Genomic DNA, 24,032 nt, shown 5'->3' on the forward strand with positions numbered 1-24,032 from the left:
ATTACCGCCGCTTCTGTTCTCCCGGAGCCGCCGGCTCCAGCGCCAGCGCGTGGACGCCGCCTTCGAGTTCTTCCTTCAGCAGCGCATTGATGGCGCGGTGGCGGGCGACGCGGTCCATGCCGGCAAAAGCCTCCGCGACGATGCGGACGCGGAAATGGGTTTCGCCCGTGCCGTCGAACGCGCCGTGGTGGTCGCTGCCGTGATGATGGTGGCCGGCGTGGAGGTGGCTTTCATTGATCACTTCGAGGAACTCAGGGGCGAAGGCACTCCGCAGTTTTGCCTCAATGATCGTTTGTCTGGTTTCGTGAATGGACATTTCGTTCTCCTCGCCCCATATAGCGGGCTCACTCCCCCTTTTGCGAAGCCATGACATCAAAGTCAAATTCGCGCGGCGAACGCGATTATTTCGCGACTCAGGCGCTATGGTGAGCAAGGGCGGAATGTCAATTCTTGTTTAGCAAACCGATCTTCCCATAATCCTGATTCGATGAACACGAACTCAAAATATTTCGATCGCATTCGCATCCGCCCGGAAAAGGGAGCGGAGAAGAAGCCGAGCGCGCCGAAGTGCCAATGGGATGGCTGTGAGGCCGCGGGCACGCATCGCGCGCCGGTCGGGCGTATGCGGGAAGGCGAATATTTTCACTTTTGCATCGACCATGTTCGCCAATACAACAAGAGCTTCAACTATTTCTCAGGCCTATCGGATAGCGATATCGCCCGGTTCCAGAAGGATGCCATTACGGGGCACCGCCCGACATGGTCCGCGGGCGTGAACGCAGCGGCGCGCGCGACGCCGGAATTTGCGCAGATGCGTTCGGGCCGTGCGGCCTATCACAACCGGATGGGCGATCCCTTCAATCTCTTCGGCGGCGCTAAGGCGCGCGAGGAAGCCCCGAAGGTGCGCAAGCCCAAGGCGCTGGAGGCGAAGGCGCTGCAAACGCTAGGACTTGACGCAAATTCGACTGGCGATCAGATCAAGTCGCGCTATAAGGAACTTGTGAAACTCCATCATCCGGATGCGAATGGTGGGGACCGGGGTTCCGAAGACCGGTTCCGCGACGTGATCCAGGCTTATCAATTGCTTAGACAAGCCGGGTTCTGCTGAAGCGGCGATTTGGCCGACAGAAGGGCTCGCCTCGCGAGTGCCCCCGGATGGCAGCGTATGGGCATGATCCCGGAAGGCGGCTAACCTTCCGGACGAGATCATCCGGCTTGGATAAGCGTAATGCGGCGGATATTCCGCTCTGGAGGCATGATGAACAAGGTTGAACGGGATATCGCCAATCTGCCGGACAAAACGGTTTCGGTTCGCGAAGTCTTTGGAATCGACACCGAAATGACGGCTCCGGCCTATAGCGCCGGCGATGCCTATGTGCCGGAAATCGATCCGGACTATCTCTTCGACCGGCAGACGACGCTTGCCATCCTGGCGGGCTTCGCCTTCAACCGGCGGGTCATGGTGTCCGGTTATCACGGCACCGGCAAATCAACGCATATCGAGCAGGTCGCCGCGCGGCTCAACTGGCCCTGCGTGCGCGTCAATCTCGACAGCCATGTCAGCCGTATCGATCTCGTCGGCAAGGATGCCATCGTCGTCAAGGACGGAATGCAGGTCACCGAGTTCAAGGACGGCATCCTGCCCTGGGCTTATCAGCACAATGTGGCGCTGGTGTTCGACGAATATGACGCGGGGCGTCCCGATGTGATGTTCGTCATCCAGCGCGTGCTGGAATCCGCCGGCCGCCTGACGCTGCTCGACCAAAGTCGCGTCATCCGCCCGCACCCGGCCTTTCGCCTGTTCGCGACCGCCAACACGGTTGGCCTCGGCGACACGACCGGCCTCTATCACGGCACGCAGCAGATCAACCAGGCGCAGATGGACCGCTGGTCCATCGTTACGACGCTCAATTATCTGCCGCATGACAATGAAGTGGCCATTATCCTGGCCAAGGCCAAGCATTACCAGAATGCCGAAGGCCGCGACATCGTCGGCAAGATGGTGCGGATCGCCGATATGACGCGCGCTGCCTTCATCAATGGCGATCTTTCCACGGTCATGAGCCCGCGCACGGTCATCACCTGGGCCGAGAATGCTGATATCTTCAAAGATGTCGGCCTCGCCTTCCGGCTGACCTTCCTCAACAAATGCGATGAGCTGGAGCGCCCGACCGTGGCGGAGTTCTACCAGCGCGTATTCGGCAAGGAATTGCCGGAGTCGGCGGCGAACGTGGTCCTCAGCTGATAGCCTATTTTCCAGGGATAAGACGATGCAATATCATGGCAGCTGCCATTGCGGCGAAGTGCGCTACAAGGTCGAGATCGACCTGTCGCGCCCGATCGTTTGCAACTGTTCCTATTGCGCGCGCCGGGGCAGCATCCTCGCCTTCACGCCAGCCGGGAATTTCGAGTTGGAGAAGGGTGCGGAGAAGCTGACCGAATACCGCTTCAACACGAAGAGAATCGAGCATCTGTTCTGTACGGATTGCGGCGTGGAGTCGTTTTCGCGCGGGGCTATGCCTGACGGCACGAAGATGGTGGCGATCAATCTACGCTGCCTTGAAGGCGTCGATGTGGATGATCTGAAACCCACCCCGTTCGACGGGCGTTCGCATTAAAGGTTAAAGGCGCAATCATGGCGAGCCAGTCGAACCGCAAGCCCGGACAAATGCAGGAAGCCTCGCTCGATTCGTTCAAGCGGGCACTCACCGGCTGTGTGCGGGCGCTGGCGGGCACGAACGAGATGGAAGTCGCCTTCAGCAATGACCGTCCGGCATTGACGGGAAGTCGCGCGCGCCTGCCCGATCTGCCGAAGCGCGCGACGGCTCATGATGTGGCGGTGACGCGCGGTCTTGGCGATTCGATGGCGCTGCGGCGCGCCTGCCACAATGCGCGCATCCACGCGACGCTCGCGCCCGATGGCAAGCAGGCGAGGGCCATCTTCGACGCGGTGGAGCAGGCGCGCGTGGAGGCCATCGGCACGCGGACGATGGAAGGCGTGGGGCAAAACATCGCCTCGATGCTTGCCGACAAATATGCCCGCGCCAATTTTCCAGCGATAACCGACCGCTCCGAAGCACCGCTGGAGGAGGCGGTGGCGCTGATGGTGCGCGAGAAGCTCACCGGCCGCGCCGCTCCGGCGGAAGCGGGCAATGTGCTGGAGCTATGGCGCGACTGGATCGAGCAGAAGGCCGGCGCCAAGCTGGCAAATTTGGGCGACAAGCTGGAGGATCAGCAGGCCTTTGCCCGCGCGGTGCGCGACATGCTCGCCGCCATGGATATGGCGGAGGAACTGGGCAAGCCCGAGGACGGGTCCGACGATAACGAGGAAAACGAGGAGACGCCCAAGCCCGAGGATAATGAGGATGGCGGCTCGGAGGAGCAGGAGGGTTCCGACGCCGCAGACAGCGAAGACGCCGAGAGTTCGACCGAAGAGGGCGAGCAGGGCGAAGCCGAAGCGGCGGATAGTTTTGCGGATGAAATGGACGGCGACGACGATGTCGACGCCGAAACGCCCGGCGAGGCGCGCCGCCCGAACCAGCCTTTCGCCAATTTCGCCGCCGAGATCGACTATCAGGTCTTCACGCAGGAATTCGACGAGACAGTCGAGGCGACCGATCTCTGCGACGAGGCGGAACTGGACCGGCTGCGCGCTTTTCTCGACAAGCAGCTTTCCAATCTGCAGGGCGTCGTCGGGCGGCTCGCCAACCGCCTGCAGCGCCGGCTGATGGCGCAGCAGAACCGTTCCTGGGATTTCGATCTGGAAGAGGGCTATCTCGATCCGGGCCGGCTGGTGCGCGTCGTCATCGACCCGACACAGCCGCTTTCCTACAAGCAGGAGCGGGACACGGATTTCCGCGATACGGTGGTGACGCTGCTCATCGACAATTCCGGCTCGATGCGCGGACGGCCGATCACGGTTGCCGCCACCTGCGCCGATATCCTCGCCCGTACGCTCGAGCGCTGCGGCGTCAAGGTGGAGATTCTGGGCTTCACCACCCGCGCGTGGAAAGGCGGGCAGGCGCGCGAGGCCTGGCTTAGCCGCGGCAAGCCCGCCAATCCGGGGCGGCTCAACGATCTCAGGCATATCATCTATAAAGCCGCCGATGCGCCTTGGCGGCGCGCGCGCCGCAATCTCGGGCTGATGATGCGCGAGGGGCTGCTCAAGGAGAATATCGACGGCGAGGCGCTGATCTGGGCGCACCAGCGACTGATCGGCAGGCCCGAGCAGCGCAAGATCCTGATGATGATTTCGGACGGCGCGCCGGTCGATGATTCGACGCTCTCGGTCAATCCCGGCAATTATCTGGAGCGTCACTTACGCGCTGTGATCGAGGAAATCGAAACGCGCTCCCCCGTCGAACTCATCGCCATCGGCATCGGCCATGACGTGACGCGCTATTATCGCCGGGCGGTGACGATTGTCGATGCGGAGGAACTGGCCGGCGCGATGACCGAGCAGCTGGCTTCGCTGTTTGATGAGGCGGGGCGGCGGGTTACGCGGCGCTGACCAAACAGATGTTACGCCTTCCCCGCCCGGCCCGCCGAATAGAGCGCCGGGTGGAAAATGGCGAGGATCGTGCCGTAAGGCACCAGCATCACGGTGCCCATCACCAGCTTCACCACGAAATCGCCGCAGGCGAGCGAAAGCCACAGCGGCAGCTCGGTTCCGAAGAACGACACGGGATTGGCCAGCGATGAATCCGGCATGCCGGTTAGGCGATCGATCCAGGCGAAATGCGCGGCAAAAGCGATGGAAAAGAAAAGAAGCGTGTCGAACACGGAGCCGAAAATGGCACCGGCCCAGGGCGCTTTCCACCATTGCTGCTTGCGCAACCGGTTGAAGACCGTGATGTCCATCAATTGCGCGAACAGAAAGGCGCTCGCCGAGGCGATGGCGATGCGGGGCGTCGCCAGCCAGGCCGACACAACAAGCCCGATCACGAAACCGGCATAGACCACTCTCCGCGCGGCTTCAGGGCCGTAACGACGGTTGGTCAGGTCGTTGACCAGGAAAGCGATGGGGTAAATGAACGCGCCCCAGGTCAAAATCTCATGCAGCCTGAAATGATTGAACGGATATTGCACGAGAATATTCGATGCGACGACAACGGCGCACATCGACAAGACGGACGGAACAAGCAAGCGGAGGTTCGGCATTTTTTTATCCTGGGTGATGGAACCAGCAGACAAAATAAAGAGCCGGCAAAAGCCGGCCCTCAATGTTCAGAAATGCGAGAGATTAGGCCGCAGCGGCGGTTTCGGCCAGCTTCTTGGCGATCTGGCGCTTCAGCAGACGGGCGCGCTGCGACAGTTCCTTCTCGTCCGCCTTCGTCAGGAAAGCGTCGAGGCCACCGCGATGCTCGACCGAGCGCAGCGCATGGGCCGAAACGCGCAGGCGGTAGCTTTGGCCGAGGGCTTCGGACATCAGCGTGACATCGCAGAGGTTCGGCAGGAAGCGGCGACGCGTCTTGTTGTTGGCGTGGCTGACATTGTTGCCGTACTGGACCGCTTTACCGGTCAAATCGCAAGCGCGGGACATGGGTCTCACCTTCAAATTCTGTTTTCAGGCTCCCATGTCCGATAACGTCTCGCATGAACGCATAGCGATGCGGGGCTTGCGGGCGCGCATTTTCGGACAGGCGGCCTTCTGGGAAAGTCGCGTTTCTATAGTGTGAGGTGCCGCCCGCGTCAAGCTCAATCGGAAAGTAAGGATTGCAAGCCGCGCAGCGGTGCTTATCTTACTGAAACAACGATGCGAGTTGAGGAAAAATGGCGGCTTTTAACAGGATTTTGCGCCCTTTGGGCGCCGGGGTGGCGGTTTGCGGCCTTTGTTTCGGATTTGCCGCGGGTCCGGCCGTCGCGGCGGACACCTATCGGACGGATTACGAAATCTCGATTTTCGGCTTGAGCATCGCGCGTTCCGGCTTCGAAACCAAGGTCAATAATGGCGCCTATGATCTCTCGGGGACGCTTGCGAGTTCGGGGATCGCGCGCGTTTTCGATGAGGTCGACGGAACGATCCATGTCACCGGCAGCGCTTCGGCTGAGGGCATCGTGCCTTCCTCCTATGAGGTGAAATACCGGATGTCGAAGAAGAACAAGCGCACGGCCATCGCCTTTTCGGGCGGCTCGGTCACTTCGGTGGAGAACACGCCGCCCGTCAAGAAACGCCAGCCCTGGGTCGAAACCGGGCCGAATGATCTGAAAGCGGTTGACGATCCCCTGAGCGGGCTGATGATCGAGGCGGCGAGCCCGCAGCAGGTTTGCGGGCGCACATTGCATATTTTCGACGGGCAGACCCGCGCCGATCTGCAATTGACCTATAGCGGGACGAAGCCCTTTTCCACCAAGGGATTCAAAGGCGAGGCGGTGACCTGCTCGGTCCGGTTCATTCCGATCTCGGGCTATCAGAAGGGCAAGAAGGCCATCGACTATCTGAGAAATAAAAGCCGGATCAGCATCGCCTTTGCTTCGCTCGGCAATTCCGGTATCTATGCGCCGGTCGCGGCAAGCGTGGGGACGCTGATCGGGACGGTTTCGGTCTATGCGACGCGGTTTGAGAAAATAAACTAAGCCGCGGGCTTTCGTCGGGAGGGGACAAATGGTCAGGCTGGCAACGCTTATCGGCTTTTCGGCCGTCGTTATGTGGGCGCTGCTGGCGCTGCTTACCGCTGCCTCGGGCACGGTGCCGCCATTCCAGCTGACCGCCATGACCTTCGCCATCGGGGCGAGCCTCGGCCTTGTTTCCTGGATCTGGCGGCCCGGTGCGATGCGGCATCTGAGACAGCCGGTCGCGGTCTGGTCTCTCGGGATTATCGGCCTTTTCGGCTATCATTTCCTTTATTTCACGGCGCTGCGTCACGCTCCGGCGGTGGAAGCAAGCCTTATCGCCTATCTCTGGCCGCTGCTGATCGTGGTCGGCTCGGCGCTGATGCCGGGCGAAAAGCTGAGATGGTATCATGTGGCCGGGACGCTGCTCGGCCTTGCCGGAACGGCGCTGATCGTCACCAAGGGCGGCGGGGTCGGCTTCGAGGCGAAATATCTCTTCGGCTATGCCATGGCCGGGCTATGCGCACTCACCTGGTCCGCCTATTCGCTGCTGTCGCGCCGCTTCGCCGCCGTGCCGACCGATGCGGTGACGGGATTTTGCATCGTCACGGCCATCCTTTCGCTGCTTTGTCATCTGGCCCTGGAACAGACCGTCTGGCCGGAAACGGCAGGGCAATGGCTCGCCATTTTGGGCCTGGGGCTCTTGCCTGTCGGTGCGGCCTTCTATGCGTGGGATTTCGGCGTCAAGCGCGGCAATATCCAGGTGCTGGGTGCGGCGAGCTATGCGGCGCCGCTGCTTTCGACGTTGGTGCTCATCATTGTGGGGTCGGCGGAGCCGAGCTTGCGCATCTTCGCCGCCTGCCTTCTCATCACTTGCGGCGCGGCTTTGGCGGCCAAGGATATGATCCTGTCACGCCGCAAAGAGCCGGTTCCGGCGGAGTAAACCGCTCTGTTTAATGAGTCCGGTGCAGGCATTCCTCATGATGGCCCAGCACCTCGATCACCCGGCACTGGTCGATCCGGCCATGGGCGGTGCATTCCAGCATACGCAGCAGTTCCGTTTTGAGCGACTGGAGTTTACGGATGCGCATTTCCACATCCTCGAGGCGGGCGCGGGCGATGGCATCGGCAGCTTCGCAGGACTGATCCGGATTGTCCTGCAGATCGAGCAGGGTGCGGATGGCTTCGATCTCGAAGCCCAGATCCCGCGCGTGGCGGATGAATACCAGCCGCTCGATATCACGCTTGTCGTAAAGGCGGCGGTTGCCTTCGGTGCGCGGCGGGGCGGGCAGGAGGCCGATCTGCTCATAATAGCGGATGGTCGGCACCTTCACGCCGCTCGCTTTCGATGCCTCGCCTATGGGAACGTCAGCCAGCATTTTTCCTGTTGCTCCTCTAGTCGCTAGAGGATGTAGGCCTTGTTGGTGACAATGCCAAGAGGGCCAAAATGATGAACCAGATTCGCATTCAGCCGCATGACCACAGTGAACATGGCTCTTGCTGCGGAGCGGACGGCCATGACCATGCCAAGCCGCATCATAATCACGCGCGCGACAACGCCGGCGCTCCGAAAGACCATGATTCGTGCTGCGGGGGCTCCCATGACCATCACCACGACCATGATCATGGCGAGGAGAGGGAAATCGCAGCGACGGCGCACAGTTTCCGGTTCACGGTTGAGGGCATGGACTGCGCCTCGTGCGCGGCCAAAATCGATACGGCGGTACGGCGGATATCGGGTATCAAGGATGTCTCGGTTTCGGTCACCCATGGCCGGATGACGGTCAATCACGACGGCACGGCAAAAGCCGAGGAAATTGCCGGCAAGGTCACCGAGCTTGGCTATAGGACCTCCCTTCACACTCCTGGGACAGCGGAGAAGCCGGTGAAAAAGGGCGCGACACCTCCGTGGTGGCGTAGCCAAAAGGGGGTGATGCTGTTCGCTTCGGGTGCTTCGCTCCTTGCCGCTTACGGTCTCAGCCATTTCTATCCCGCCCTCGAACTCTGGCTCTTCACGGCGGCGATGATCGTCAGCCTCGTGCCGATTGCCCGTCGCGCCGTCATGGCTGCGATCAACGGCACGCCGTTTTCCATCGAGATGTTGATGACCATCGCGGCCATCGGCGCCCTGTTCATCGGCGCGACCGAGGAGGCGGCGATGGTGGTCTTCCTGTTCCTCCTGGGCGAATTGCTGGAAGGCGTGGCGGCGGGGAGGGCGCGCGCCAGCATCCAGTCGCTGACCGCGCTGGTGCCGAAGACGGCTTTTCTTGAGCGCAATGGATCGACGAGGGAGATCCCGGCGGAGGATTTGCAGGTCGGCGATATTATTGCCGTGCGGCCCGGCGACCGGGTGCCCGCCGATGGCGAAGTCCTCTCCGGGATGAGCGCCATCGACGAAGCGCCGGTGACTGGCGAGAGCACGCCTGTGGCCAAGGAGGCGGGCGACAAGGTTTTCGCCGGCACCATCAACGGCGATGGCGTGCTGCGCGTCCAGGTGACCGCCGCGGCAAGCGACAACACCATCGCGCGTGTGGTGCGGCTGGTGGAGGACGCGCAGGACGCCAAGGCGCCGACCGAGCGCTTCATCAACCGCTTTTCCCTCTATTATACGCCTCTTGTGGTCGTGGTGGCGGCGCTGGTCGCGAGCCTTCCACCGCTCGTCATGGGCGCGAGCTGGAACGAATGGATCTATAAGGGCTTGGCCATCCTGCTGATCGGCTGCCCCTGCGCGCTGGTCATTTCCACTCCCGCGGCGATTGCGGCGGCGCTTTCTTCAGGCGCGCGGCGCGGCCTCTTGATGAAAGGCGGCGCGGTGCTGGAAACCATCGGCAAGATCAATGCCGCCTGCTTCGACAAGACCGGCACGCTCAGTGAGGGCAAGCCTCGGGTGACGGATGTGCTGACCGCCGCCAATAGCGAGGCGGAGGTGCTGCGCTACGCCGCCTCGCTCGGTGCGGGCTCCAGCCATCCGCTCTCGGTGGCGATCGTCGCGGCGGCGGAGGCGCGCGGATTGGAGCGCATGTCCGTCACGGATAACAAGGCGCATGGCGGCAAGGGCGTGTCGGGCTGGGCTGGCGCGGTGGAGCTGTTTCTCGGCTCGCCGCAGGCGGTGGCTGAGATGGCGGCGCTCCCCAACGATCTCGCCCGCCGCATTGCGGCCTACAATGACGAGGGTAAGACCGTCTCGGTGCTCGTCGCCGATGGCCGTATTGCCGGAGCCATCGCAATGCGGGACGAGCCGCGCGCCGATGCTGCGGCGGCCCTGAAGCGGCTGAAAGAGGCTGATATCCGCACGGTGATGCTGACCGGCGATAACAGGCGCACGGCGGAGGCCATCGGGCGAGAACTCGATATCGAAGCGCGGGCTGAGCTGCTGCCCGAAGACAAGCAGCGGATCGTCGGCGAATTGCGCCGCGAGGGTCTTGTTGTCGCCAAGGTCGGCGACGGCATCAATGACGCGCCCGCGCTCGCCGCTGCTGACATCGGCATCGCCATGGGCGGCGGCACGGATGTGGCGTTGGAGACGGCGGATGCGGCTGTCTTGCACGGGCGGGTGAGCGATGTGGCCGAAATGGTCGATCTCTCCAAGCGCACCATGCGCAATATTCACCAGAATATCACCATTGCGCTGGGCCTGAAGGTGGTGTTCTTCGGCACGACGATCATCGGAATCACCGGGCTCTGGCCGGCGATCCTTGCCGATACCGGCGCGACGGTGCTGGTGACGATGAATGCGCTGCGGCTGCTGCGGAAGTGAGTGGTGAAATAATGAATGGTGAATAGGGGCGCTTCGTCCTCTATTCACCATTCACTATTCACCAATAAGCTGCTGTATCCGCGCCTTGTATTGCTTCGCAAAGGCGAGGTGTTGAGGGTTGACGTCGCGCAGTTCATCGATCAGTTGCGGCTCATTTTCCGCTTCGGCGGCGGCGAGGCTGTCCATCAGTGCGAAATAGCCGACGATGTAATCGCGCGCTTTAACCCCATGCTTCGAGAGCACCGCCATCACATCGGGCCTTTTCTCGACACCTGCGGTGAGCGAATCGAGCGTTATGGGTCCTGTGGGCGCTTCTTCGTCCTGCGCTGCCAGATTGAGCGTCTGCAGTTCCGCCTGCACGGCTTCCATCCGGGTCAGGAAATCATCGGTGAGATGAAAGGCGTTTACCTCCTTCTGCGTCGCCAGCGAGGCCTGCGCTGCGGCAGGCGCAGCCATCAGGGGAGCGAGGACGAAGCTCAGGAGCAGCAGGCGCAGCACGGTCATCGATTGGTTCCGATCTTTGCCAAGTCATATTCGGTGGTCTGGTAGACCTGGTTGATCCAATTGCCGAAGAGAAGATGCGCATGGGAGCGCCAGCGATTGAGCGGGGGATGCAGGGGGTTGTCGCCGGGAAAATACCCGTGCGGCAGTTCAACCGGCACGCCGGCGGCGACATCGCGATCATACTCCTCCTTAAGTGAGGTGGAGTCGTATTCGATATGATTGAACATATAGAGCCGGTTGCCGGTGGGTTCGGTTATCAGGCAGGGGCCGGTCTCGTCCGATTCTATCAGCACATCGAGGCCCGATCCGAGCGGAATGTCTCCGGCGCGCACTTCGGTCCAGCGGGAGACAGGGATGGAGAAATCATCGGAAAACCCGGCGAGATAGGGGGAGGCGGGCGCATTGTTACGGTGCCGGAACACGCCGAAGGCCTTCCTCTCCAGCGTGTATTTCGGCAGGCGATGGAAATGCCAGGCGGCAGCCATCGCGCCCCAGCAGATGAAGAAGGCGGAATGGGTATTGGTTGTCGTCCAGTCGAAAATGCGTGTGAGTTCATCCCAATAAGCGACGTCCTCGAAGGGGAGAAGCTCGATAGGTGCGCCGGTGACGATGAAGCCGTCGAATTTGCGGTCCGCGATCTCCTCCCAGGTCTGGTAGAAGGCGATGAGATGTTCTTCCGGCGTGTTCTTGGCTTTGTGATTGCCGATGCGCACCAGCGTCAACTCCACCTGCAGCGGTGAAGCGCCGATCAGCCGTGCAAACTGCGTTTCCGCACGGATCTTATTCGGCATGAGATTCAAGAGCCCGATCTGCAGGGGGCGGATGTCCTGGCGCAGCGCGGTGCGCTCGTCCATTACGGCAACACCCTCGCGCACCAGCACTTCGCGGGCGGGAAGCTCATTGGGTATCTTGATCGGCATCACATTACTCCAAACAAAAAGACCGGCGGGCATAAGCGCCGGCCGGTCCCCAATGGATTCATGTATCCATCGGCCACTTTAGCAAGTTGTTTAACGTGGCTGCAAGCCGGCCGGCCAAATCACCACAAATTCCGCTAGCGGCATGATTTTACCCGGACGCGTGCGACGTCCCGGAATCATGCTAAGAGCGCTTTTTACGCTCCCTGCCCCTTTGCGTCAATGGAAGCGATGGGCTAAAGCATGATCCGAAAAGTTGCAGGCTTTTCGAATAAGATTATGTGCCGAATAAAAATTGTGGCGCGCTATTTTTCAGGATCGTTCACATGACTTTGCTCGACCGTCCCACTCCGAAAGCCGGTGTCCTCGATATCGCGGCTTATGTTCCCGGCAAGGCAGGCACACCCGGCGCGGCGAAGGTCTATAAGCTCTCGGCCAATGAATCGCCGCTGGGACCGAGCCCTTATGCCATCGAGGCCTACCGGTCGGTCGAGCCCGGCCTCGGCATCTATCCGGACGGGCAATCGAAAGTCCTGAAGACGGCCATCGCCGAAGCGAACGGCCTCAACCCCGCCAACATCCTGTGCGGCAATGGATCGGGTGAGCTTTTGGGCTATCTCGCGGAAGCCTATCTCGCGCCCGGCGACGAAGCCATCATCACCGAGCATGGTTTCCTGCTTTATAAAGTGCAGACGCTCGCGGCGGGCGCAACGCCTGTCACGGTGAAAGAAAAGGACGCGAGAGTGGACGTCGACGCGGTTCTCGCCGCCGTCACGCCCCGGACCAAGGCCGTCTTCATCGCCAATCCCAACAATCCGACCGGCACCTATCTGCCTTTCGAAGAAGTGCGGCGCCTTCATGCCGGACTGCCGAAACATGTGCTGCTGGTGCTCGACGCGGCCTACTGCGAATATGTCCGCCGCAATGATTACGAGGCGGGGGTGGAGCTGGTATCGGCCAGCGAGAATGTCGTGATGATCCGTACCTTCTCAAAGGTCTATGGCTTGCCGGGCCTCCGCATCGGCTGGATGTACGCGCCTGTTCACATCATCGATGCGATCGACCGGCTGCGCGCGCCGTTCAATCTGAACAGCGCCGCCATCGCGGCGGGTGTCGCCGCTATCAAGGATAAGGCGCATATGGAAAAAGCGGTCGCTTATAATGAGCAATGGCTGACCTGGCTCCATGAAGAACTGACCGGGCTGGGCGTCAAGGTCACGCCCTCGGTCGCCAATTTCCTGCTCATCCATTTCCCTGACGAAAATCCCGAGAAATCGGCTGAGAAGGCGGACGCTTATCTGACCGAGCGGGGTTATATTCTGCGCCGGGTCACCTCCTATGGGTTTCCCAATGCGCTGCGTCTCACCGTCGGCCCGGAGGAGGCCAATCGCGGCGTTGTTGCCGCTCTTGCCGAATTTTTGAAGTGAAACCATGCCGGACATTCATTTTGACAAAATAGCGCTTGTCGGCATCGGCCTGATCGGCTCCTCGCTGGCGCGGGTGATCCGGCGCGAGGGGCTGGCGGCTCATATCGCCATTGCGACCCGTAGCGCGGAAACGCTTGGCCGCGCGGAGGAGCTGGGCCTCGGTGACAGCTACACGACAGACAATGCGGAAGCCGGGAAAGACGCCGATCTGGTGATCGTTTCGGTGCCGGTCGGATCGTCCGGGCTGGTGGCGAAGCAGATTGCCGGTAGCCTCAAGGAGGGCGCCATCGTCAGCGATGTCGGCTCCACCAAAGGCTCCGTCATCGCGCAGATGCAGCCGGAACTGCCTGAGAATGTCCACTTCATTCCCGGCCATCCGATTGCCGGCACGGAATATTCGGGGCCGGACGCGGGCTTCGCCGAGCTTTTCACCGGGCGCTGGTGCATCCTGACGCCGCTGCCTAATACCGACGAGAACGCCGTCGCCAGGCTCTCCGCCTTCTGGGAGGCGTGCGGCTCACGGGTGGACCGGATGGACCCGCAGCATCACGACCAGGTGCTCGCCATCGTTTCGCACCTGCCGCACCTCATCGCCTACAATATCGTCGGCACGGCCAGCGATGTCGAAAAGGTGACGAAGTCGGAAGTGATCAAATATTCCGCTTCCGGCTTTCGCGATTTCACCCGCCTTGCCTCGTCCGACCCAACGATGTGGCGCGATATCTGCCTTCATAACAAGGATGCGATCCTTGAGATGCTGGGCCGCTTCTCGGAAGACCTCGCCTCGTTGCAGCGCATGATCCGCTGGGGCGATGCGGACGGCCTGTTCGATCTTTTCACGCGCACCCGCGCCGTGCGCCGCGGCATTATCGAGGCGGGACAGGAAGTGGACGCGCCAGATTTCGGGCGTCAGGCGGCTGCGTCAAAGGGCCGGGATCGTACCTAGCGGGATGAAGCCTGCCGTCGCCTTGCCGTCCTTCACATTGACGGTGAGGGTCGGCGCGCCGTTTTCATCCTTGGGCATGGCCGAGAGCGCGAAAAGCAGCGTCGAGATGTTGCGCCGCTGATCGGGGAAAATCTCTTGCGCTGTCGTACCCAGCGCCTGCGGATTGATGAGGCTGAGACGGAACGTGCCGTTGAGCAGCCCTTCTTCGTCGACCGAGAACGGGCCGGAAATCGTGAGCGATCCGCCCGAGGGAAGCGAAATCACGGCTTTCCTGATTTCTCCCGACTGACCGCGCAGTCTGTCTTCGACCGGCCCCGGCCTCGGGGCGAGGATGGCTGCGGCATCGGCAAAGACCATATCGGCGGAGCCTGCAAGCGGCGGCAAGGCGGTGTCGCCGATGGCCGCTTCGGAGAGCGTCAGCCCATCGAAGGTCGCCTTCGCCTGTAACGGGCCGTCAAAGCCGTTGGCCTCGAAATGCAAATTGGCGATCTGCGCCAGCGGCGTGGTGCTCGTTGCCTCGTTGCGGATGCTGACGCTCAAATCCTTGGCATCGGTGGCGACGCGCGACGGGATCGGGCGGATGAGCTCGGCGCTAGAGGTGAGGCTGGTCCAGCGCAGCTCGAGCGGCATCAGACCTGGGAGGCTCACAAAAGCAGGGCCCGTGATTTCGCTTGTCAGGCTGCGCGGCGCGTAGATCGGCGAGCCGGATTGGATGCGTCCGGCGAGGAAGGAAATGCCCGCGGTGGGGCGCTGCCAGGAAATACTGTCACAGACGACATCGAGGCGGAATGGGTAGCCTGATATATGCAGATCCTCGCAATTGGCGGAAACGCCCCTGGCGGAAAGTCTGGCAAGGTCGGCCTTGGCGCGGGCCTCGATCTGTCCGGCGGCATAGAACCAGCCTGCCGTATAACCGGCGGCGCCGATGAACAGCGCGCCCGCCAGCAGCAGCCAGCCCTTGCCTTTTCTTGTTTGCGAAACGCTTGACGGCATAAAGAAAGCCTCATTATTCATTTAATGACTTCAGCATTCGCCGGACGCCGAGCATAAGAATGGATATGAGCGATTTTTGGGTGTTTGGCTATGGCTCCCTGATGTGGAAGCCGGGTTTTGCCCATGTTGAAACGGCGCGCGCCCATCTTCGCGGCTATCGAAGGGCGCTCTGCATCCGCTCCCACACCCATCGCGGCACGCCGGAGCGGCCGGGCCTCGTGCTCGGGCTCGACCGGGGCGGATCGTGCCTTGGCCTTGCCTTCCGCGTGCCGGGCGAACTGGCCGATGAGGTGCTCGCTTATTTGCGCGTCCGCGAGCTTATCAGCCATGTCTATTTCGAAAAGCGCCTGCCGGTGCGCCTGAACGACGGGCGCGTTGTGGAGGCGCTGACCTATGTGGCCGACCGGCGCCACCGCCAATATGCAGGCGCGCTTCTGGCGGGGGAAGCGGCCGAGATCATCGCCGGGGCCTCGGGCCAATCAGGGGCCAATGTCGATTATGTCGTGAGCACGGTCGATCATTTGCGCAAGATGGGCATCCGCGATCATGGCCTTGAGAGCGTGGCGGCGCTGCTTCCCAGCCCGGTTTCTTACTGATTTTTCGGCGGTTCGACGCCCAATTCCTTCAAGCGCTGGATGGCCGTGGGCGGCATCGGCGGCGGGTTCTTATCGTTCGCCGCTTCGACCAGGAGCTCGTCGCAGGCGGTTTCCGTCACTTCGATCAGGCGCTTCAGGAAGGTTTCCTTGTCGAGCCCCGGCTCGATCGGCGGCAAGACGCGGCAGCGGATCGTGCCGGGATAGCGCAGAAGCTTGCGGCGCGGCCAGTAAAGCCCGGCATTGTGCGCGATGGGCACTACAGGCAAGCCGAGATCGGCATAAAGATGGGTGATGCCGTGCTTGTATTGCGGCGGCGCGCCGGGCGCGCGGCGGGTGCCCTCAGGATAAATCAGGATCTGCCGCCTTTCGGCAACGGCCTTGCGCGTGCCAAGCGTGATCGAGCGCAGCGCGGCGGCGCGGCTGCCTCTGTCGATGGGAATCATCCGCATCTTGGCGACATACCAGCCGAAAAGCGGAATCCACATCAGCTCCCGCTTCAGGATCAGCGTGGGATCGTCGAGTTCGGGCAGGAAGGCGTAGGTGTCCCAGAAGGACTGGTGCTTGGGCGCGCAGATATAGGCCCCTTCGGGAATATTCTCCAACCCTTCGATGACATAATCGGTTCCAGCAATTGTCTTCTGCAGCCAGAGATTGACCCGCGCCCAGTTTTTCGGGACGATCCATGCCTTCTTGCGCGGCATGAGAAAATAGATGGGCGCCAGAACGATCATCTGGATGATCATGCTGAGATAGAGCGCCGCATTGAACAGCAATGAACGGATAATGGTGGTCACGCGCCGATTCCGACTGAGGGGAATGTAGGGCGCATCGATACCGCAGGAGACTCTCGAATTCCAGAGAGTTTAAGCGCCGTGTGGCTCCATGAAGAAACCGCGCGCCATGGAGCGGAGATATTTCACATATTCGATCAGGAGCAGGCGCAGCGCATCGCCCTGCTTGATCCAGCTATTCCCGTTGAGATCGTTCTTGATGACCGGATAAGGAATAAAATCGACATCGGGCATAGCGCGCGTCAGTTCGGCCAGGCTGCGCGGCATATGATAATTGCTGGTGACGATGATGACGTGGCGGTAATCATGGGCCTTGATCCATTTGGCGCTTTCGGTGGCGTTGCCAACCGTATCGAGCGCCGAACGGTCGAGATCGATGCAGCAGTTGAACAGGCTGTCATCGGCATGGGTGACGCGCTTCAGCGCATCCCTCTTCGTCGCCGGATGCACGCCGCTAATCAAAAGCCGCTTGCCCTTGCCGTTTTTCAGGAGATCAACCGCCGTTTCGATGCGCGCCTGCCCGCCGGTCAGGACGATGATGCCCTCGGCGGCCTCCAGCGTCTCCGGCTCGCGCATATCGGTGACCATCTCGCTGAAGGCGAAAAACCCGACCGCGAAGGCGAGCACGATCAGCGACAGCAGGATCGTCACGGGCTGGAAGAATTTGCGCAAGCGGGTGAACAGGCGGCTCATGAGACGGATCAACAGACGGCGCTCGCCATCGGAAGCCCGCGTTGTGGTGGCGCGGCCTTCAGCTTGATGCGCGCGGTGGGTTTCTTCCACCGGAGCGACCGAGGCGAATTGCGTTTCCATTGCGATAGCATACAAGGCAAATGAGTCCGGGAATAGCGGTGAATGGCCGGAGGCCGCAAATTTTCTCTCCTTCCCCTTGGAAAACGGGTGATTCAGGGCATCAAACAGCCTCGGAGCCGTGATTGTCCATTTCCTTGAGCTGGGTGATGACGGTCAGGCGCGTCGTGATCATGGTCAAGAAACTGACGAGCAGGATGATGATTCCGACACCCAGATAGCCGCCGGTGCCGATGGCGAAATTGCCGAACAGCGCTGCCGCCTGGTCCGCTTCCGGCGTTGCCAGATTGCGCGACGACCACCATGAAATGACGAGGAACACCAATATCGCCACGCCGCCGCCGCAGAGCGCGCCCTTGAGCGCGGTGCGGAAGAAATGGCGCTCGAACTCGCGGGCGACGAATTTTCCTTCCGCCCCGATGAAATGCAGCACTTCGATAATATGATCATTGCCGGCCATGGCGCCCCTGGTGGCGAAGATGACGGTCAGCACCGTCGCAGCGATGACGAGGGCGAGCACGCTCATTCCGATGAGGACGGTGGTGCGCGCCATGGCGACGAGACGGTCCACCCAGGTGCGGTGATCGTCGAAGCTCGCGCCCGGCACGCTGCGAACCAGCTCTGCGCGCAAGGTGCCGAAATCGGGCGGAGATTCTTCATCGATGGAGACAACGACCAGCCGCGGCACGGGCAGTTCATCGATGTTGAGACCGGTGCCGAGCCATGGCTCCAGCAGGCGGGCGGTGGCGGCGCGGTCGACGATGCGGGTCGACGTGACCCCGGCGAAGCCTTGTGCGATCTTGGCGGCCTGCGCCAGCAGCGCCTCCATGTCCTGGCCTTCGACCGGCTTGATCTGGATCGTCGCTTCCTTCGAAATCTGGCTCTGCCAGGCTGCTGCCGAATCACGCACAAGGCTGACGCCGCCAAGCGTCAGGCAGGCGAGAAAAGTCATGATGGCGATGACGATGATGAGCGCGGTGCCAGCGACATTGCCCTGCGGCACGATGGGTGTCTGAGCCGGCCCGGCGCCTATCCGGCTGACAAGGCGGAAAAAGGCTTCGCGAACGATGTCGAGGCGCTCGAGCACTTCATGCATAGATATCGAGCCTCCCTTGATCGAGGATCATGCGGCGGGCATTGACCTGATCCATCAATGTCAGATCGTGGGTGGCGATGATGACGGCGGTGCCGGAGCGGTTGAGCTCGGCGAAAAGCCGAAGCAGGCGGCGGGCGAGCGGCGGATCGACATTGCCGGTCGGCTCGTCGGCGAGCAGCACTTCCGGCTGGTCGATCAGCGCCCGGGCAATTGCCGCGCGCTGCTTCTCGCCGCCCGAGAGCACCGGCGGCAGCACATGCATGCGGTCGCCAAGCCCGACCCAATGCAGAAGTTCCTGAACCTCGGCGCGGTAGGTTGCCTCCTCCTTGCCGCGAACGCGCAAGGGGAGGGCGACATTCTCATAGGTCGTCATATGGTCGAGCAGGCGGAAATCCTGAAACACAACGCCGATGCGGCGGCGCAGGAGCGGCAATTCGCTGCGGTCGAGGGTGGCGATGTCCTTGCCGAAAATATTGATGAGGCCGCGCGTCGGTTTCAGCGCCATGAACAGCAGGCGCAAGAGCGAGGTCTTGCCCGCGCCGGAAGGACCGGTCAGGAACTGGAAAGAGCGCGCGGGGATATGAAAGCTGACGTCGCGCAGCACTTCGGGCCCCATGCCATAGCGCAGTCCGACATTCTCGAAGCGAATCACGTGTGCCTTGTCCCGGACTTCATTGAATTCCCCATCTGCTCATAAGCCGGAATGACCATTGAATGCGATGGTTAATCGACAGTTAAAATGCGGTAACGAAAGGCCCAGATTATAGCGATCATCTTGTTTTCCGTGCGGCAGTCCGCATAAAGACGGGACGAAAAACGTAAAAAGCGAGATCATCCGATGCCAGAAGTGGGCGGCAAATCGATAGAAGTCCTGTTCAGCGTGGAAGAGATCGCGGCGCGCAACCGCGAACTGGCGCGGCAGATCGCAGAGCGGAATTTTTCCGATCTGCTGGTGATCTCGATCCTGAAGGGCTCCTTCATCTTCGCGGCGGACCTGATCCGCGCCATGCATGACGAGGGCGTCGAGCCGCATGTGGAGTTCATCACCGTGTCGAGCTACGGCACGGGCACGACCGGCGGCGAGGTTCGGCTGCTGCGCGACATTGAGAGCGATGTGACCGGACGCGACGTGCTTCTCATCGATGACATTCTCGAATCCGGCCGGACGCTGGAATTCGTGCGCGACCTGATGCTGAAGCGCGGCGCGCGGCGCGTCTCGATTGCGGTGCTGCTGGACAAGTCGATGCGACGCAAGACGGCCATCGAGGCGGATTTCACGGGGTTCGATTGCCCGGACCATTTTGTGGTGGGGTACGGCATGGATGTCGCCCATGCGTTTCGCCAATTGCCGTATGTTGGGTGGGTGAAGGGGTAATCAGGGTTCGCGTCCTCCCTCCCCGTTGCGGGGAGGGTGGCCCGTGTGTGCCCCGTTTTCAGCAAAAAGCGCAAACGTCACCACCCCCATCCGCCCGCTCCGCGGGCACCTCCCCCGCAAGGGGAAGGAGGGCGCAAGCCGTATAATCTCAATCGAACTTCAGCAGCCGCTCCAGATATTCCTTTTCCATCTGCGGGCTTAACGAATCACCGAGGCGGCGGCGGATTTCTTCCAGAATCTGGCGCGCGCGCTGGATATCGCTCTCTTCGGGGATTTTGACATTGCTGTCGTCGATCGGGCCTGGGCCGGTCGGGCGGCCGAGCGGATCGCGGCTACCGGGCGATGGCTGGCCGCCGGGGCCGTTTTCGCCCATCGCTTGCTGCATCTGCTGCATCATGTCGCGCGCGCCGCGCCGCAGGGCGTCGAGCGCATTGGCCTGCTCGTCGGTGGCGGTTTCGCCTTCGGCGCGGCCAAGCGCGTCGCCGGCGCGGCCCATCGATTCGCCCGCCTCGCCCATTTCCTTGCCGGGCTCCAGGCCCATATCCTTCAGGCCCTTCATCATCTCGTTAAGCTCGGATTGCAGCTGCGCCTGACCCTGCTGCAATTTGCGCATGGCCTCCTCCAGCTCCTGAGATTTCCCGGCATCGGGAACTTCGGCGTTTTCCTGCTCCTGCATCTGCCTGTTCAGGCGGGAGGTCTCATCCATCATCTGCTGCTGGCGGCGCATCAGCTCGCCGAGCTTGTTCATCTGCTGGCGCATCGGGTTCTGCTGGGCCTGGCCGCGCTGCGGTTGCCTGCCCATCTGCAGATTGTTCATCATGTTTTCGAGCTGGGACAGAAGCTGCTGCGCCGAATCGCGCGAGCCCTGCTTCGCCAGATTCTCGATCTGGTTCATCATCCGGTCGAGGTCTTTCTGCGTCAGCACCCGCGCGTTCGGGTCCATCTCGCCGGAATAGGGACTCTGCTGCTGGCGCTCCGCATATTCCTTCAGGAAATGCTGCATGGCTTCGCGCAGTTCGGCCATCAGTTTTTCGATTTCCTCGGGGCTCGCGCCGTTCTCAATCGCCCGTTTCAGCGCTTCCTGGGCCTGCCGCAGACGCTTTTCCGCGTCGGATAGCTGTCCATCCTCGATGCCGCGCGCCACCTGCCACATATAGGCCACGACATCGCGCAGCTGGTCATCATTGCCGGCAAGGCGCAGCCGTGACTGGACGCTGCGCAGCGCCAGATAATGGGTCGTGTTCTTGATGGTGTCTTCCGGACGCAGCGTGATGGCGGCGAGCATGTCGAGCACGCGGTCGCGCTTGTTAGCGTCGAGGGCAAGGATGCGGCGCTGTTCGGCCACGGCGCGGGCGAGCGGGTTAGAGAAGGGGCGCTCCGGAAGCGTGAGGATTTTGGTTTCGCTGCGTCCAATCTGCCCGGCATCGTCTTCCGCCACCAGTGTCAGGCGGACCTGCGAGCCCGCCCAGGGATGCTCGGTGATATCGATGGAGGTCGTCGCCTCCTTGGCGCCACGGCGCGGCAGGACGAGCGGGGCATCGGGCGCGGGGAAAAGCGGGCGCGCATTGGCGGACGGCTTTTCCGCCTCGACGATCTCGGCATGGCCCTTGGTGGCGCCGTAATCGTCATCGACCGAGTAGGCAAGCTCCAGCGTGCCGTTGAGCGCATGGCCCGGCTCCTTGGTGAAGCGGATGAGCGGCGCGCGGTCCGGGATGATATTGAAGGTCCACTCGGCATTCGCACCGCCGGAAAGGCTGACTTCGGTCTTTCCCTGCAAGGGCAGCTGGAAATTCCTGCTGTTGTCGGGAGCCGAATCATCCTTGGCAGCGGGGGCGATCTCCTGCGTTTTCCCATCCGGTCCGGTGGCGGTCAGGCTCTCCTGCCCGTTGCCGCCATTCACGCGGATGGCGAGGATGCTGCCTTGCGGGACGGTAAAGCCCGCTTCGCCGCTGTTCTCCTGCGCGGTGAGGAAAATCGGCGCGCGGCCGGTATAGCGCGGCGGCGTCACCCAGGCGTCGATTCGCGCCGATGGGCCGCTCGCGCCGAAACGCACGCGGAACGCGTCGGAAAGCGCGCCGCCATCCGGGCCGCTGGCATAGGCGAAGGCGGTGACGAAGAGAAGCGCAACGGCGGCGCGGACGCCGAGCGGGTCCCATTCGGGAACGCGCGGACGCGGTGTGCCGCCCTGCAGGTTCTTGAGCTTCTCCGCCATGCGGCGGCGGTGTTCTTCCCAAAGCGCGCGAGCGAAGGGGTCGTCATCGCCCGTGGCGATCGTATCGGCCTGAACGGAAATCGGGCCATGTTCAAGCAGGCTGGCGGTTTCCAGCCGGCGGTCGATTTCCGCAGGCAGCGGCAATTTGAGCCGCGTCGGGAGATAAAGGGAAACGGCACCGGCGATGGCGAGTATGCCAAGGACGGCGATATGCAGCCAGCCGGGCATATATTGGAACAGGCCGAACCAGGCGATGGCGGCAAAAAGCGCAGCAAGCGTGATGAGCGGCAGGATGAGCGGCCACAGGCGCTCGAAGGTAAGCGTCAGAAAGGCGGCACGGCGCGCGACAGCAAGCCTTGCCGCCGTGGTTTTCTTCATCCCCGGGCTGTCATCGAGCCGATCCGCCATGCGCGCCTCTCTAAAGTAAGCCTCAAGAATAGATGCTTATCGTGGCAAAGACGAGGCCTTTCCTCTCATTGTCTCCGCGGCTTGTTCCGAGAATCTACCATAATGACGGCTTTCGCGCGTCAAAGCCAATCCGGCACCGAATCGAGGCCGATCAGGTCCTCATAGCTCGTGCGGGGGCGCACCACATGATAGCGGTCGCCGTCGACAAGCACTTCGGGCACCAGGAGGCGGGTGTTGTAAGTGCCTGATTGCACCGCGCCATAGGCCCCCGCCGTCATGATGGCCAAGAGGTCGCCGGGTTTTGGATAGGGCAGGTCGCGGTCGTGGCCCAGATAATCGCCGGTCTCGCAGACCGGGCCGACAATATCGGCGCGGATGCGGCGCTGACCGTCCGTGGGCGCCAAAACGGGGCGGATATCGTGGAAGGCGTCGTAGAGCGTCGGGCGGATCAGGTCGTTCATCGCGCTATCGACGATGATGAAGTTCCTTGCGTCGCCTTCCTTCACGAAGATGACTTCGGTGACGAGAATACCGGCGTTGCCGACGATCAGCCGCCCCGGCTCGAAGATCGTCTTCAGACCCAGCGGGCGGATATGCTTGGCGACAATGGCGGCATAGGCGTCGGGCAGGGGAGGCGGATTGTTGTCGGTGCGGTAGGGAATCCCCAGGCCGCCGCCCACGTCGACATGGTCGATGGCGTGGCCGTCCGCCTTCAACTCAGCGACCAGCTGAGCCAACAGCGCGAAGGCATCGTCGAACGGCTCAAGGTCGGTGATCTGGCTGCCGATATGCATGTCGATACCGGTGACGCGGATGCCGGGCAGATTTGCCGCTCGGGCATAGACGTCACGCGCCCGGGCATGAGAGATGCCGAACTTGTTCTCCGCCTTGCCGGTGGAAATCTTGGCGTGGGTGCGTGCGTCGACATCCGGGTTGATGCGCAGCGAAACCGGCGCGGTCCTGCCCGCCGCAACGGCGCGGGCGGATAGAATCTCCAGTTCCGGCTCAGACTCGACATTGAAGCAATGGATGCCGGCGGCGAGGGCAAAATCCATCTCGCTCGCCTTCTTGCCGACGCCGGAGAAGACGATCTTGTCCGCCGGGATGCCCGCGGCGAGCGCGCGGCGCAATTCGCCTTCCGAGACGACATCGGCGCCGGAGCCGAGCTTTGCCAGCGTTTTCAGCACCGCCTGGTTGGAATTGGCCTTCAGTGCATAGCAGACCAGCGCGTCCATATCGGCGAAGGCCTCTGCGAAAACGCGGAAATGGCGCGTCAGCGTGGCGGTGGAATAGCAATAGAACGGCGTGCCGACTGCGCGCGCGATGTCGGCAATGCTGACATTCTCGGCGTGGAGCACGCCGTCCCGGTACTCGAAATGGTTCAAGAGAGAAAAGCCTTATCTAGCCGCATTTAATGCGACGCCGAATGGTCCATCCGGCGGCAAAATGCTCAATTACTGAATGAGCTTGTCGAGGATGAACGGCTTGTCCTCTTTCGGTTTCGGCTTCGTATGGCCGTTCTCATCAGTAACGACAGCCGTGGGCGGCGGCTCGAGAGGGCCGCGCCGGCCGCAGGCGGACAGCACGCTTGCCACGCCTATGGCGATGATGAGGGTCGAAATGGAGAAACGGCTGATCATGCGGTTGG

At 61.9% G+C, this 24,032-nt stretch carries 24 protein-coding genes, 1 pseudogene and 1 riboswitch; of the genes and pseudogenes, 11 read left to right on the top strand and 14 right to left on the bottom strand.

The window, feature by feature from the left end; translation table 11 throughout:
- Position 1: 1 nt before the first annotated feature.
- On the bottom strand, positions 2 to 316 hold the full coding sequence (locus ACOWVG_RS05845; RefSeq protein WP_420960564.1) for a BolA family protein: 315 nt from the start codon (positions 314 to 316) through the stop codon (positions 2 to 4).
- Positions 317 to 487: 171 nt separating this feature from the next.
- Here ACOWVG_RS05845 and ACOWVG_RS05850 point away from each other — a divergent pair, with 171 nt between their 5' ends.
- The 4 genes from ACOWVG_RS05850 to cobT all read left to right on the top strand — a co-directional run bounded on the left by ACOWVG_RS05850 (position 488) and on the right by cobT (position 4,510).
- A complete protein-coding gene (locus tag ACOWVG_RS05850) occupies positions 488 to 1,108 on the top strand; it encodes a J domain-containing protein (protein WP_420960565.1) in 621 nt (206 codons plus the stop codon).
- Positions 1,109 to 1,258: 150 nt separating this feature from the next.
- Positions 1,259 to 2,245 (top strand): cobaltochelatase subunit CobS, encoded by a 987-nt coding sequence (gene cobS / locus ACOWVG_RS05855; RefSeq protein WP_420960567.1) that lies wholly within the window; start codon positions 1,259 to 1,261, stop codon positions 2,243 to 2,245.
- 25 nt (positions 2,246 to 2,270) lie between these two features.
- Positions 2,271 to 2,618 (top strand): GFA family protein, encoded by a 348-nt coding sequence (locus ACOWVG_RS05860; protein ID WP_420960568.1) that lies wholly within the window; start codon positions 2,271 to 2,273, stop codon positions 2,616 to 2,618.
- 17 nt (positions 2,619 to 2,635) lie between these two features.
- Positions 2,636 to 4,510 (top strand): cobaltochelatase subunit CobT, encoded by a 1,875-nt coding sequence (gene cobT / locus ACOWVG_RS05865; protein WP_420960569.1) that lies wholly within the window; start codon positions 2,636 to 2,638, stop codon positions 4,508 to 4,510.
- Positions 4,511 to 4,521: 11 nt separating this feature from the next.
- On the opposite strand, the gene ACOWVG_RS05870 is transcribed toward cobT, so the two are convergent.
- Together ACOWVG_RS05870 and rpmB are read right to left on the bottom strand one after the other, a co-directional pair.
- Positions 4,522 to 5,160 carry a queuosine precursor transporter gene (locus tag ACOWVG_RS05870; protein WP_420960570.1) on the bottom strand — a complete coding sequence of 213 codons (639 nt, stop codon included), beginning with the start codon at positions 5,158 to 5,160 and terminating at the stop codon, positions 4,522 to 4,524.
- 82 nt (positions 5,161 to 5,242) lie between these two features.
- Entirely contained in the window at positions 5,243 to 5,542 is a 300-nt protein-coding gene (gene rpmB, locus ACOWVG_RS05875) for a 50S ribosomal protein L28 (RefSeq protein WP_420960571.1), read from the bottom strand.
- Between the two features lie 230 nt (positions 5,543 to 5,772).
- Here rpmB and ACOWVG_RS05880 point away from each other — a divergent pair, with 230 nt between their 5' ends.
- Together ACOWVG_RS05880 and ACOWVG_RS05885 are read left to right on the top strand one after the other, a co-directional pair.
- The gene (locus ACOWVG_RS05880; protein WP_420960572.1) at positions 5,773 to 6,576 is read left to right on the top strand and encodes a DUF3108 domain-containing protein; all 804 of its coding nucleotides are present in this window, start codon (positions 5,773 to 5,775) and stop codon (positions 6,574 to 6,576) included.
- A gap of 28 nt (positions 6,577 to 6,604) precedes the next feature.
- Entirely contained in the window at positions 6,605 to 7,495 is an 891-nt protein-coding gene (locus tag ACOWVG_RS05885) for a DMT family transporter (protein WP_420960573.1), read from the top strand.
- 10 nt (positions 7,496 to 7,505) lie between these two features.
- On the opposite strand, the gene ACOWVG_RS05890 is transcribed toward ACOWVG_RS05885, so the two are convergent.
- Entirely contained in the window at positions 7,506 to 7,928 is a 423-nt protein-coding gene (locus tag ACOWVG_RS05890; RefSeq protein ID WP_420960809.1) for a MerR family transcriptional regulator, read from the bottom strand.
- A gap of 221 nt (positions 7,929 to 8,149) precedes the next feature.
- Between ACOWVG_RS05890 and ACOWVG_RS05895 the strand changes: the two are divergent.
- Positions 8,150 to 10,309, top strand: a pseudogene (locus tag ACOWVG_RS05895) (heavy metal translocating P-type ATPase); the annotation flags it as partial.
- A 54-nt stretch (positions 10,310 to 10,363) separates the two neighbouring features.
- Here ACOWVG_RS05895 and ACOWVG_RS05900 read toward each other — a convergent pair.
- The gene (locus tag ACOWVG_RS05900; protein WP_420960574.1) at positions 10,364 to 10,813 is read right to left on the bottom strand and encodes a hypothetical protein; all 450 of its coding nucleotides are present in this window, start codon (positions 10,811 to 10,813) and stop codon (positions 10,364 to 10,366) included.
- Positions 10,810 to 11,733, bottom strand: a complete 924-nt coding sequence (locus ACOWVG_RS05905) for a homoserine O-succinyltransferase (RefSeq protein WP_420960575.1) — start codon at positions 11,731 to 11,733, stop codon at positions 10,810 to 10,812. The genes ACOWVG_RS05900 and ACOWVG_RS05905 overlap by 4 nt, the downstream gene beginning before the upstream one ends.
- Positions 11,734 to 11,790: 57 nt before the next feature.
- A riboswitch (SAM riboswitch) is annotated at positions 11,791 to 11,869 on the bottom strand.
- A gap of 187 nt (positions 11,870 to 12,056) precedes the next feature.
- On the opposite strand from ACOWVG_RS05905, the gene hisC reads away from it, so the two are divergent.
- Positions 12,057 to 13,157 carry a histidinol-phosphate transaminase gene (gene hisC, locus ACOWVG_RS05910; protein ID WP_420960576.1) on the top strand — a complete coding sequence of 367 codons (1,101 nt, stop codon included), beginning with the start codon at positions 12,057 to 12,059 and terminating at the stop codon, positions 13,155 to 13,157.
- Between the two features lie 4 nt (positions 13,158 to 13,161).
- Positions 13,162 to 14,103, top strand: a complete 942-nt coding sequence (locus ACOWVG_RS05915) for a prephenate/arogenate dehydrogenase family protein (RefSeq protein ID WP_420960577.1) — start codon at positions 13,162 to 13,164, stop codon at positions 14,101 to 14,103.
- On the opposite strand, the gene ACOWVG_RS05920 is transcribed toward ACOWVG_RS05915, so the two are convergent.
- A complete protein-coding gene (locus ACOWVG_RS05920) occupies positions 14,080 to 15,096 on the bottom strand; it encodes a DUF2125 domain-containing protein (RefSeq protein ID WP_420960579.1) in 1,017 nt (338 codons plus the stop codon). The genes ACOWVG_RS05915 and ACOWVG_RS05920 overlap by 24 nt on opposite strands.
- Before the next feature lie 65 nt (positions 15,097 to 15,161).
- On the opposite strand from ACOWVG_RS05920, the gene ACOWVG_RS05925 reads away from it, so the two are divergent.
- Positions 15,162 to 15,692: a gamma-glutamylcyclotransferase gene (locus tag ACOWVG_RS05925; protein WP_420960580.1), complete on the top strand. Its 531-nt coding sequence runs from the start codon at positions 15,162 to 15,164 to the stop codon at positions 15,690 to 15,692.
- On the opposite strand, the gene ACOWVG_RS05930 is transcribed toward ACOWVG_RS05925, so the two are convergent.
- The 4 genes from ACOWVG_RS05930 to ftsE all read right to left on the bottom strand — a co-directional run bounded on the left by ACOWVG_RS05930 (position 15,686) and on the right by ftsE (position 19,041).
- Positions 15,686 to 16,435: a lysophospholipid acyltransferase family protein gene (locus tag ACOWVG_RS05930; RefSeq protein WP_420960812.1), complete on the bottom strand. Its 750-nt coding sequence runs from the start codon at positions 16,433 to 16,435 to the stop codon at positions 15,686 to 15,688. The two genes, ACOWVG_RS05925 and ACOWVG_RS05930, sit on opposite strands and share 7 nt — an antisense overlap.
- Positions 16,436 to 16,555: 120 nt before the next feature.
- Positions 16,556 to 17,296 carry a YdcF family protein gene (locus ACOWVG_RS05935; RefSeq protein ID WP_420960581.1) on the bottom strand — a complete coding sequence of 247 codons (741 nt, stop codon included), beginning with the start codon at positions 17,294 to 17,296 and terminating at the stop codon, positions 16,556 to 16,558.
- A 100-nt stretch (positions 17,297 to 17,396) separates the two neighbouring features.
- On the bottom strand, positions 17,397 to 18,389 hold the full coding sequence (locus ACOWVG_RS05940) for a cell division protein FtsX (protein WP_420960582.1): 993 nt from the start codon (positions 18,387 to 18,389) through the stop codon (positions 17,397 to 17,399).
- Positions 18,382 to 19,041: a cell division ATP-binding protein FtsE gene (ftsE, locus tag ACOWVG_RS05945; protein WP_420960583.1), complete on the bottom strand. Its 660-nt coding sequence runs from the start codon at positions 19,039 to 19,041 to the stop codon at positions 18,382 to 18,384. Before ftsE ends, ACOWVG_RS05940 begins: the two co-directional genes overlap by 8 nt.
- A gap of 186 nt (positions 19,042 to 19,227) precedes the next feature.
- On the opposite strand from ftsE, the gene hpt reads away from it, so the two are divergent.
- Positions 19,228 to 19,764, top strand: coding sequence for a hypoxanthine phosphoribosyltransferase (gene hpt, locus ACOWVG_RS05950; protein WP_420960584.1), 537 nt, complete (start codon positions 19,228 to 19,230; stop codon positions 19,762 to 19,764).
- Positions 19,765 to 19,912: 148 nt separating this feature from the next.
- On the opposite strand, the gene ACOWVG_RS05955 is transcribed toward hpt, so the two are convergent.
- From ACOWVG_RS05955 to lptM, 3 genes are all read right to left on the bottom strand, one after another.
- The gene (locus ACOWVG_RS05955) at positions 19,913 to 22,354 is read right to left on the bottom strand and encodes a TIGR02302 family protein (RefSeq protein WP_420960815.1); all 2,442 of its coding nucleotides are present in this window, start codon (positions 22,352 to 22,354) and stop codon (positions 19,913 to 19,915) included.
- Between the two features lie 149 nt (positions 22,355 to 22,503).
- Positions 22,504 to 23,769: a diaminopimelate decarboxylase gene (gene lysA / locus ACOWVG_RS05960; RefSeq protein ID WP_420960585.1), complete on the bottom strand. Its 1,266-nt coding sequence runs from the start codon at positions 23,767 to 23,769 to the stop codon at positions 22,504 to 22,506.
- 69 nt (positions 23,770 to 23,838) lie between these two features.
- Positions 23,839 to 24,024, bottom strand: a complete 186-nt coding sequence (lptM, locus tag ACOWVG_RS05965) for an LPS translocon maturation chaperone LptM (RefSeq protein ID WP_188823735.1) — start codon at positions 24,022 to 24,024, stop codon at positions 23,839 to 23,841.
- Between the last annotated feature and the right edge of the window lie 8 nt (positions 24,025 to 24,032).

It is taken from the genome of Brucella sp. IR073 (genome assembly GCF_049065735.1).
Lineage (GTDB): Bacteria > Pseudomonadota > Alphaproteobacteria > Rhizobiales > Rhizobiaceae > Paramesorhizobium.

Bases quoted from the DNA above. Each gene is read 5' to 3' on its own strand.
- ACOWVG_RS05845 (WP_420960564.1), bottom strand. From the start codon at position 316: ATGTCCATTCACGAAACCAGACAAACGATCATTGAGGCAAAACTGCGG.
- ACOWVG_RS05850 (WP_420960565.1), top strand. From the start codon at position 488: ATGAACACGAACTCAAAATATTTCGATCGCATTCGCATCCGCCCGGAA.
- cobS (WP_420960567.1), top strand. From the start codon at position 1,259: ATGAACAAGGTTGAACGGGATATCGCCAATCTGCCGGACAAAACGGTT.
- ACOWVG_RS05860 (WP_420960568.1), top strand. From the start codon at position 2,271: ATGCAATATCATGGCAGCTGCCATTGCGGCGAAGTGCGCTACAAGGTC.
- cobT (WP_420960569.1), top strand. From the start codon at position 2,636: ATGGCGAGCCAGTCGAACCGCAAGCCCGGACAAATGCAGGAAGCCTCG.
- ACOWVG_RS05870 (WP_420960570.1), bottom strand. From the start codon at position 5,160: ATGCCGAACCTCCGCTTGCTTGTTCCGTCCGTCTTGTCGATGTGCGCC.
- rpmB (WP_420960571.1), bottom strand. From the start codon at position 5,542: ATGTCCCGCGCTTGCGATTTGACCGGTAAAGCGGTCCAGTACGGCAAC.
- ACOWVG_RS05880 (WP_420960572.1), top strand. From the start codon at position 5,773: ATGGCGGCTTTTAACAGGATTTTGCGCCCTTTGGGCGCCGGGGTGGCG.
- ACOWVG_RS05885 (WP_420960573.1), top strand. From the start codon at position 6,605: ATGGTCAGGCTGGCAACGCTTATCGGCTTTTCGGCCGTCGTTATGTGG.
- ACOWVG_RS05900 (WP_420960574.1), bottom strand. From the start codon at position 10,813: ATGACCGTGCTGCGCCTGCTGCTCCTGAGCTTCGTCCTCGCTCCCCTG.
- ACOWVG_RS05905 (WP_420960575.1), bottom strand. From the start codon at position 11,733: ATGCCGATCAAGATACCCAATGAGCTTCCCGCCCGCGAAGTGCTGGTG.
- hisC (WP_420960576.1), top strand. From the start codon at position 12,057: ATGACTTTGCTCGACCGTCCCACTCCGAAAGCCGGTGTCCTCGATATC.
- ACOWVG_RS05915 (WP_420960577.1), top strand. From the start codon at position 13,162: ATGCCGGACATTCATTTTGACAAAATAGCGCTTGTCGGCATCGGCCTG.
- ACOWVG_RS05920 (WP_420960579.1), bottom strand. From the start codon at position 15,096: ATGCCGTCAAGCGTTTCGCAAACAAGAAAAGGCAAGGGCTGGCTGCTG.
- ACOWVG_RS05925 (WP_420960580.1), top strand. From the start codon at position 15,162: ATGAGCGATTTTTGGGTGTTTGGCTATGGCTCCCTGATGTGGAAGCCG.
- ACOWVG_RS05930 (WP_420960812.1), bottom strand. From the start codon at position 16,435: ATGATCATCCAGATGATCGTTCTGGCGCCCATCTATTTTCTCATGCCG.
- ACOWVG_RS05935 (WP_420960581.1), bottom strand. From the start codon at position 17,296: ATGGAAACGCAATTCGCCTCGGTCGCTCCGGTGGAAGAAACCCACCGC.
- ACOWVG_RS05940 (WP_420960582.1), bottom strand. From the start codon at position 18,389: ATGCATGAAGTGCTCGAGCGCCTCGACATCGTTCGCGAAGCCTTTTTC.
- hpt (WP_420960584.1), top strand. From the start codon at position 19,228: ATGCCAGAAGTGGGCGGCAAATCGATAGAAGTCCTGTTCAGCGTGGAA.
- ACOWVG_RS05955 (WP_420960815.1), bottom strand. From the start codon at position 22,354: ATGAAGAAAACCACGGCGGCAAGGCTTGCTGTCGCGCGCCGTGCCGCC.
- lptM (WP_188823735.1), bottom strand. From the start codon at position 24,024: ATGATCAGCCGTTTCTCCATTTCGACCCTCATCATCGCCATAGGCGTG.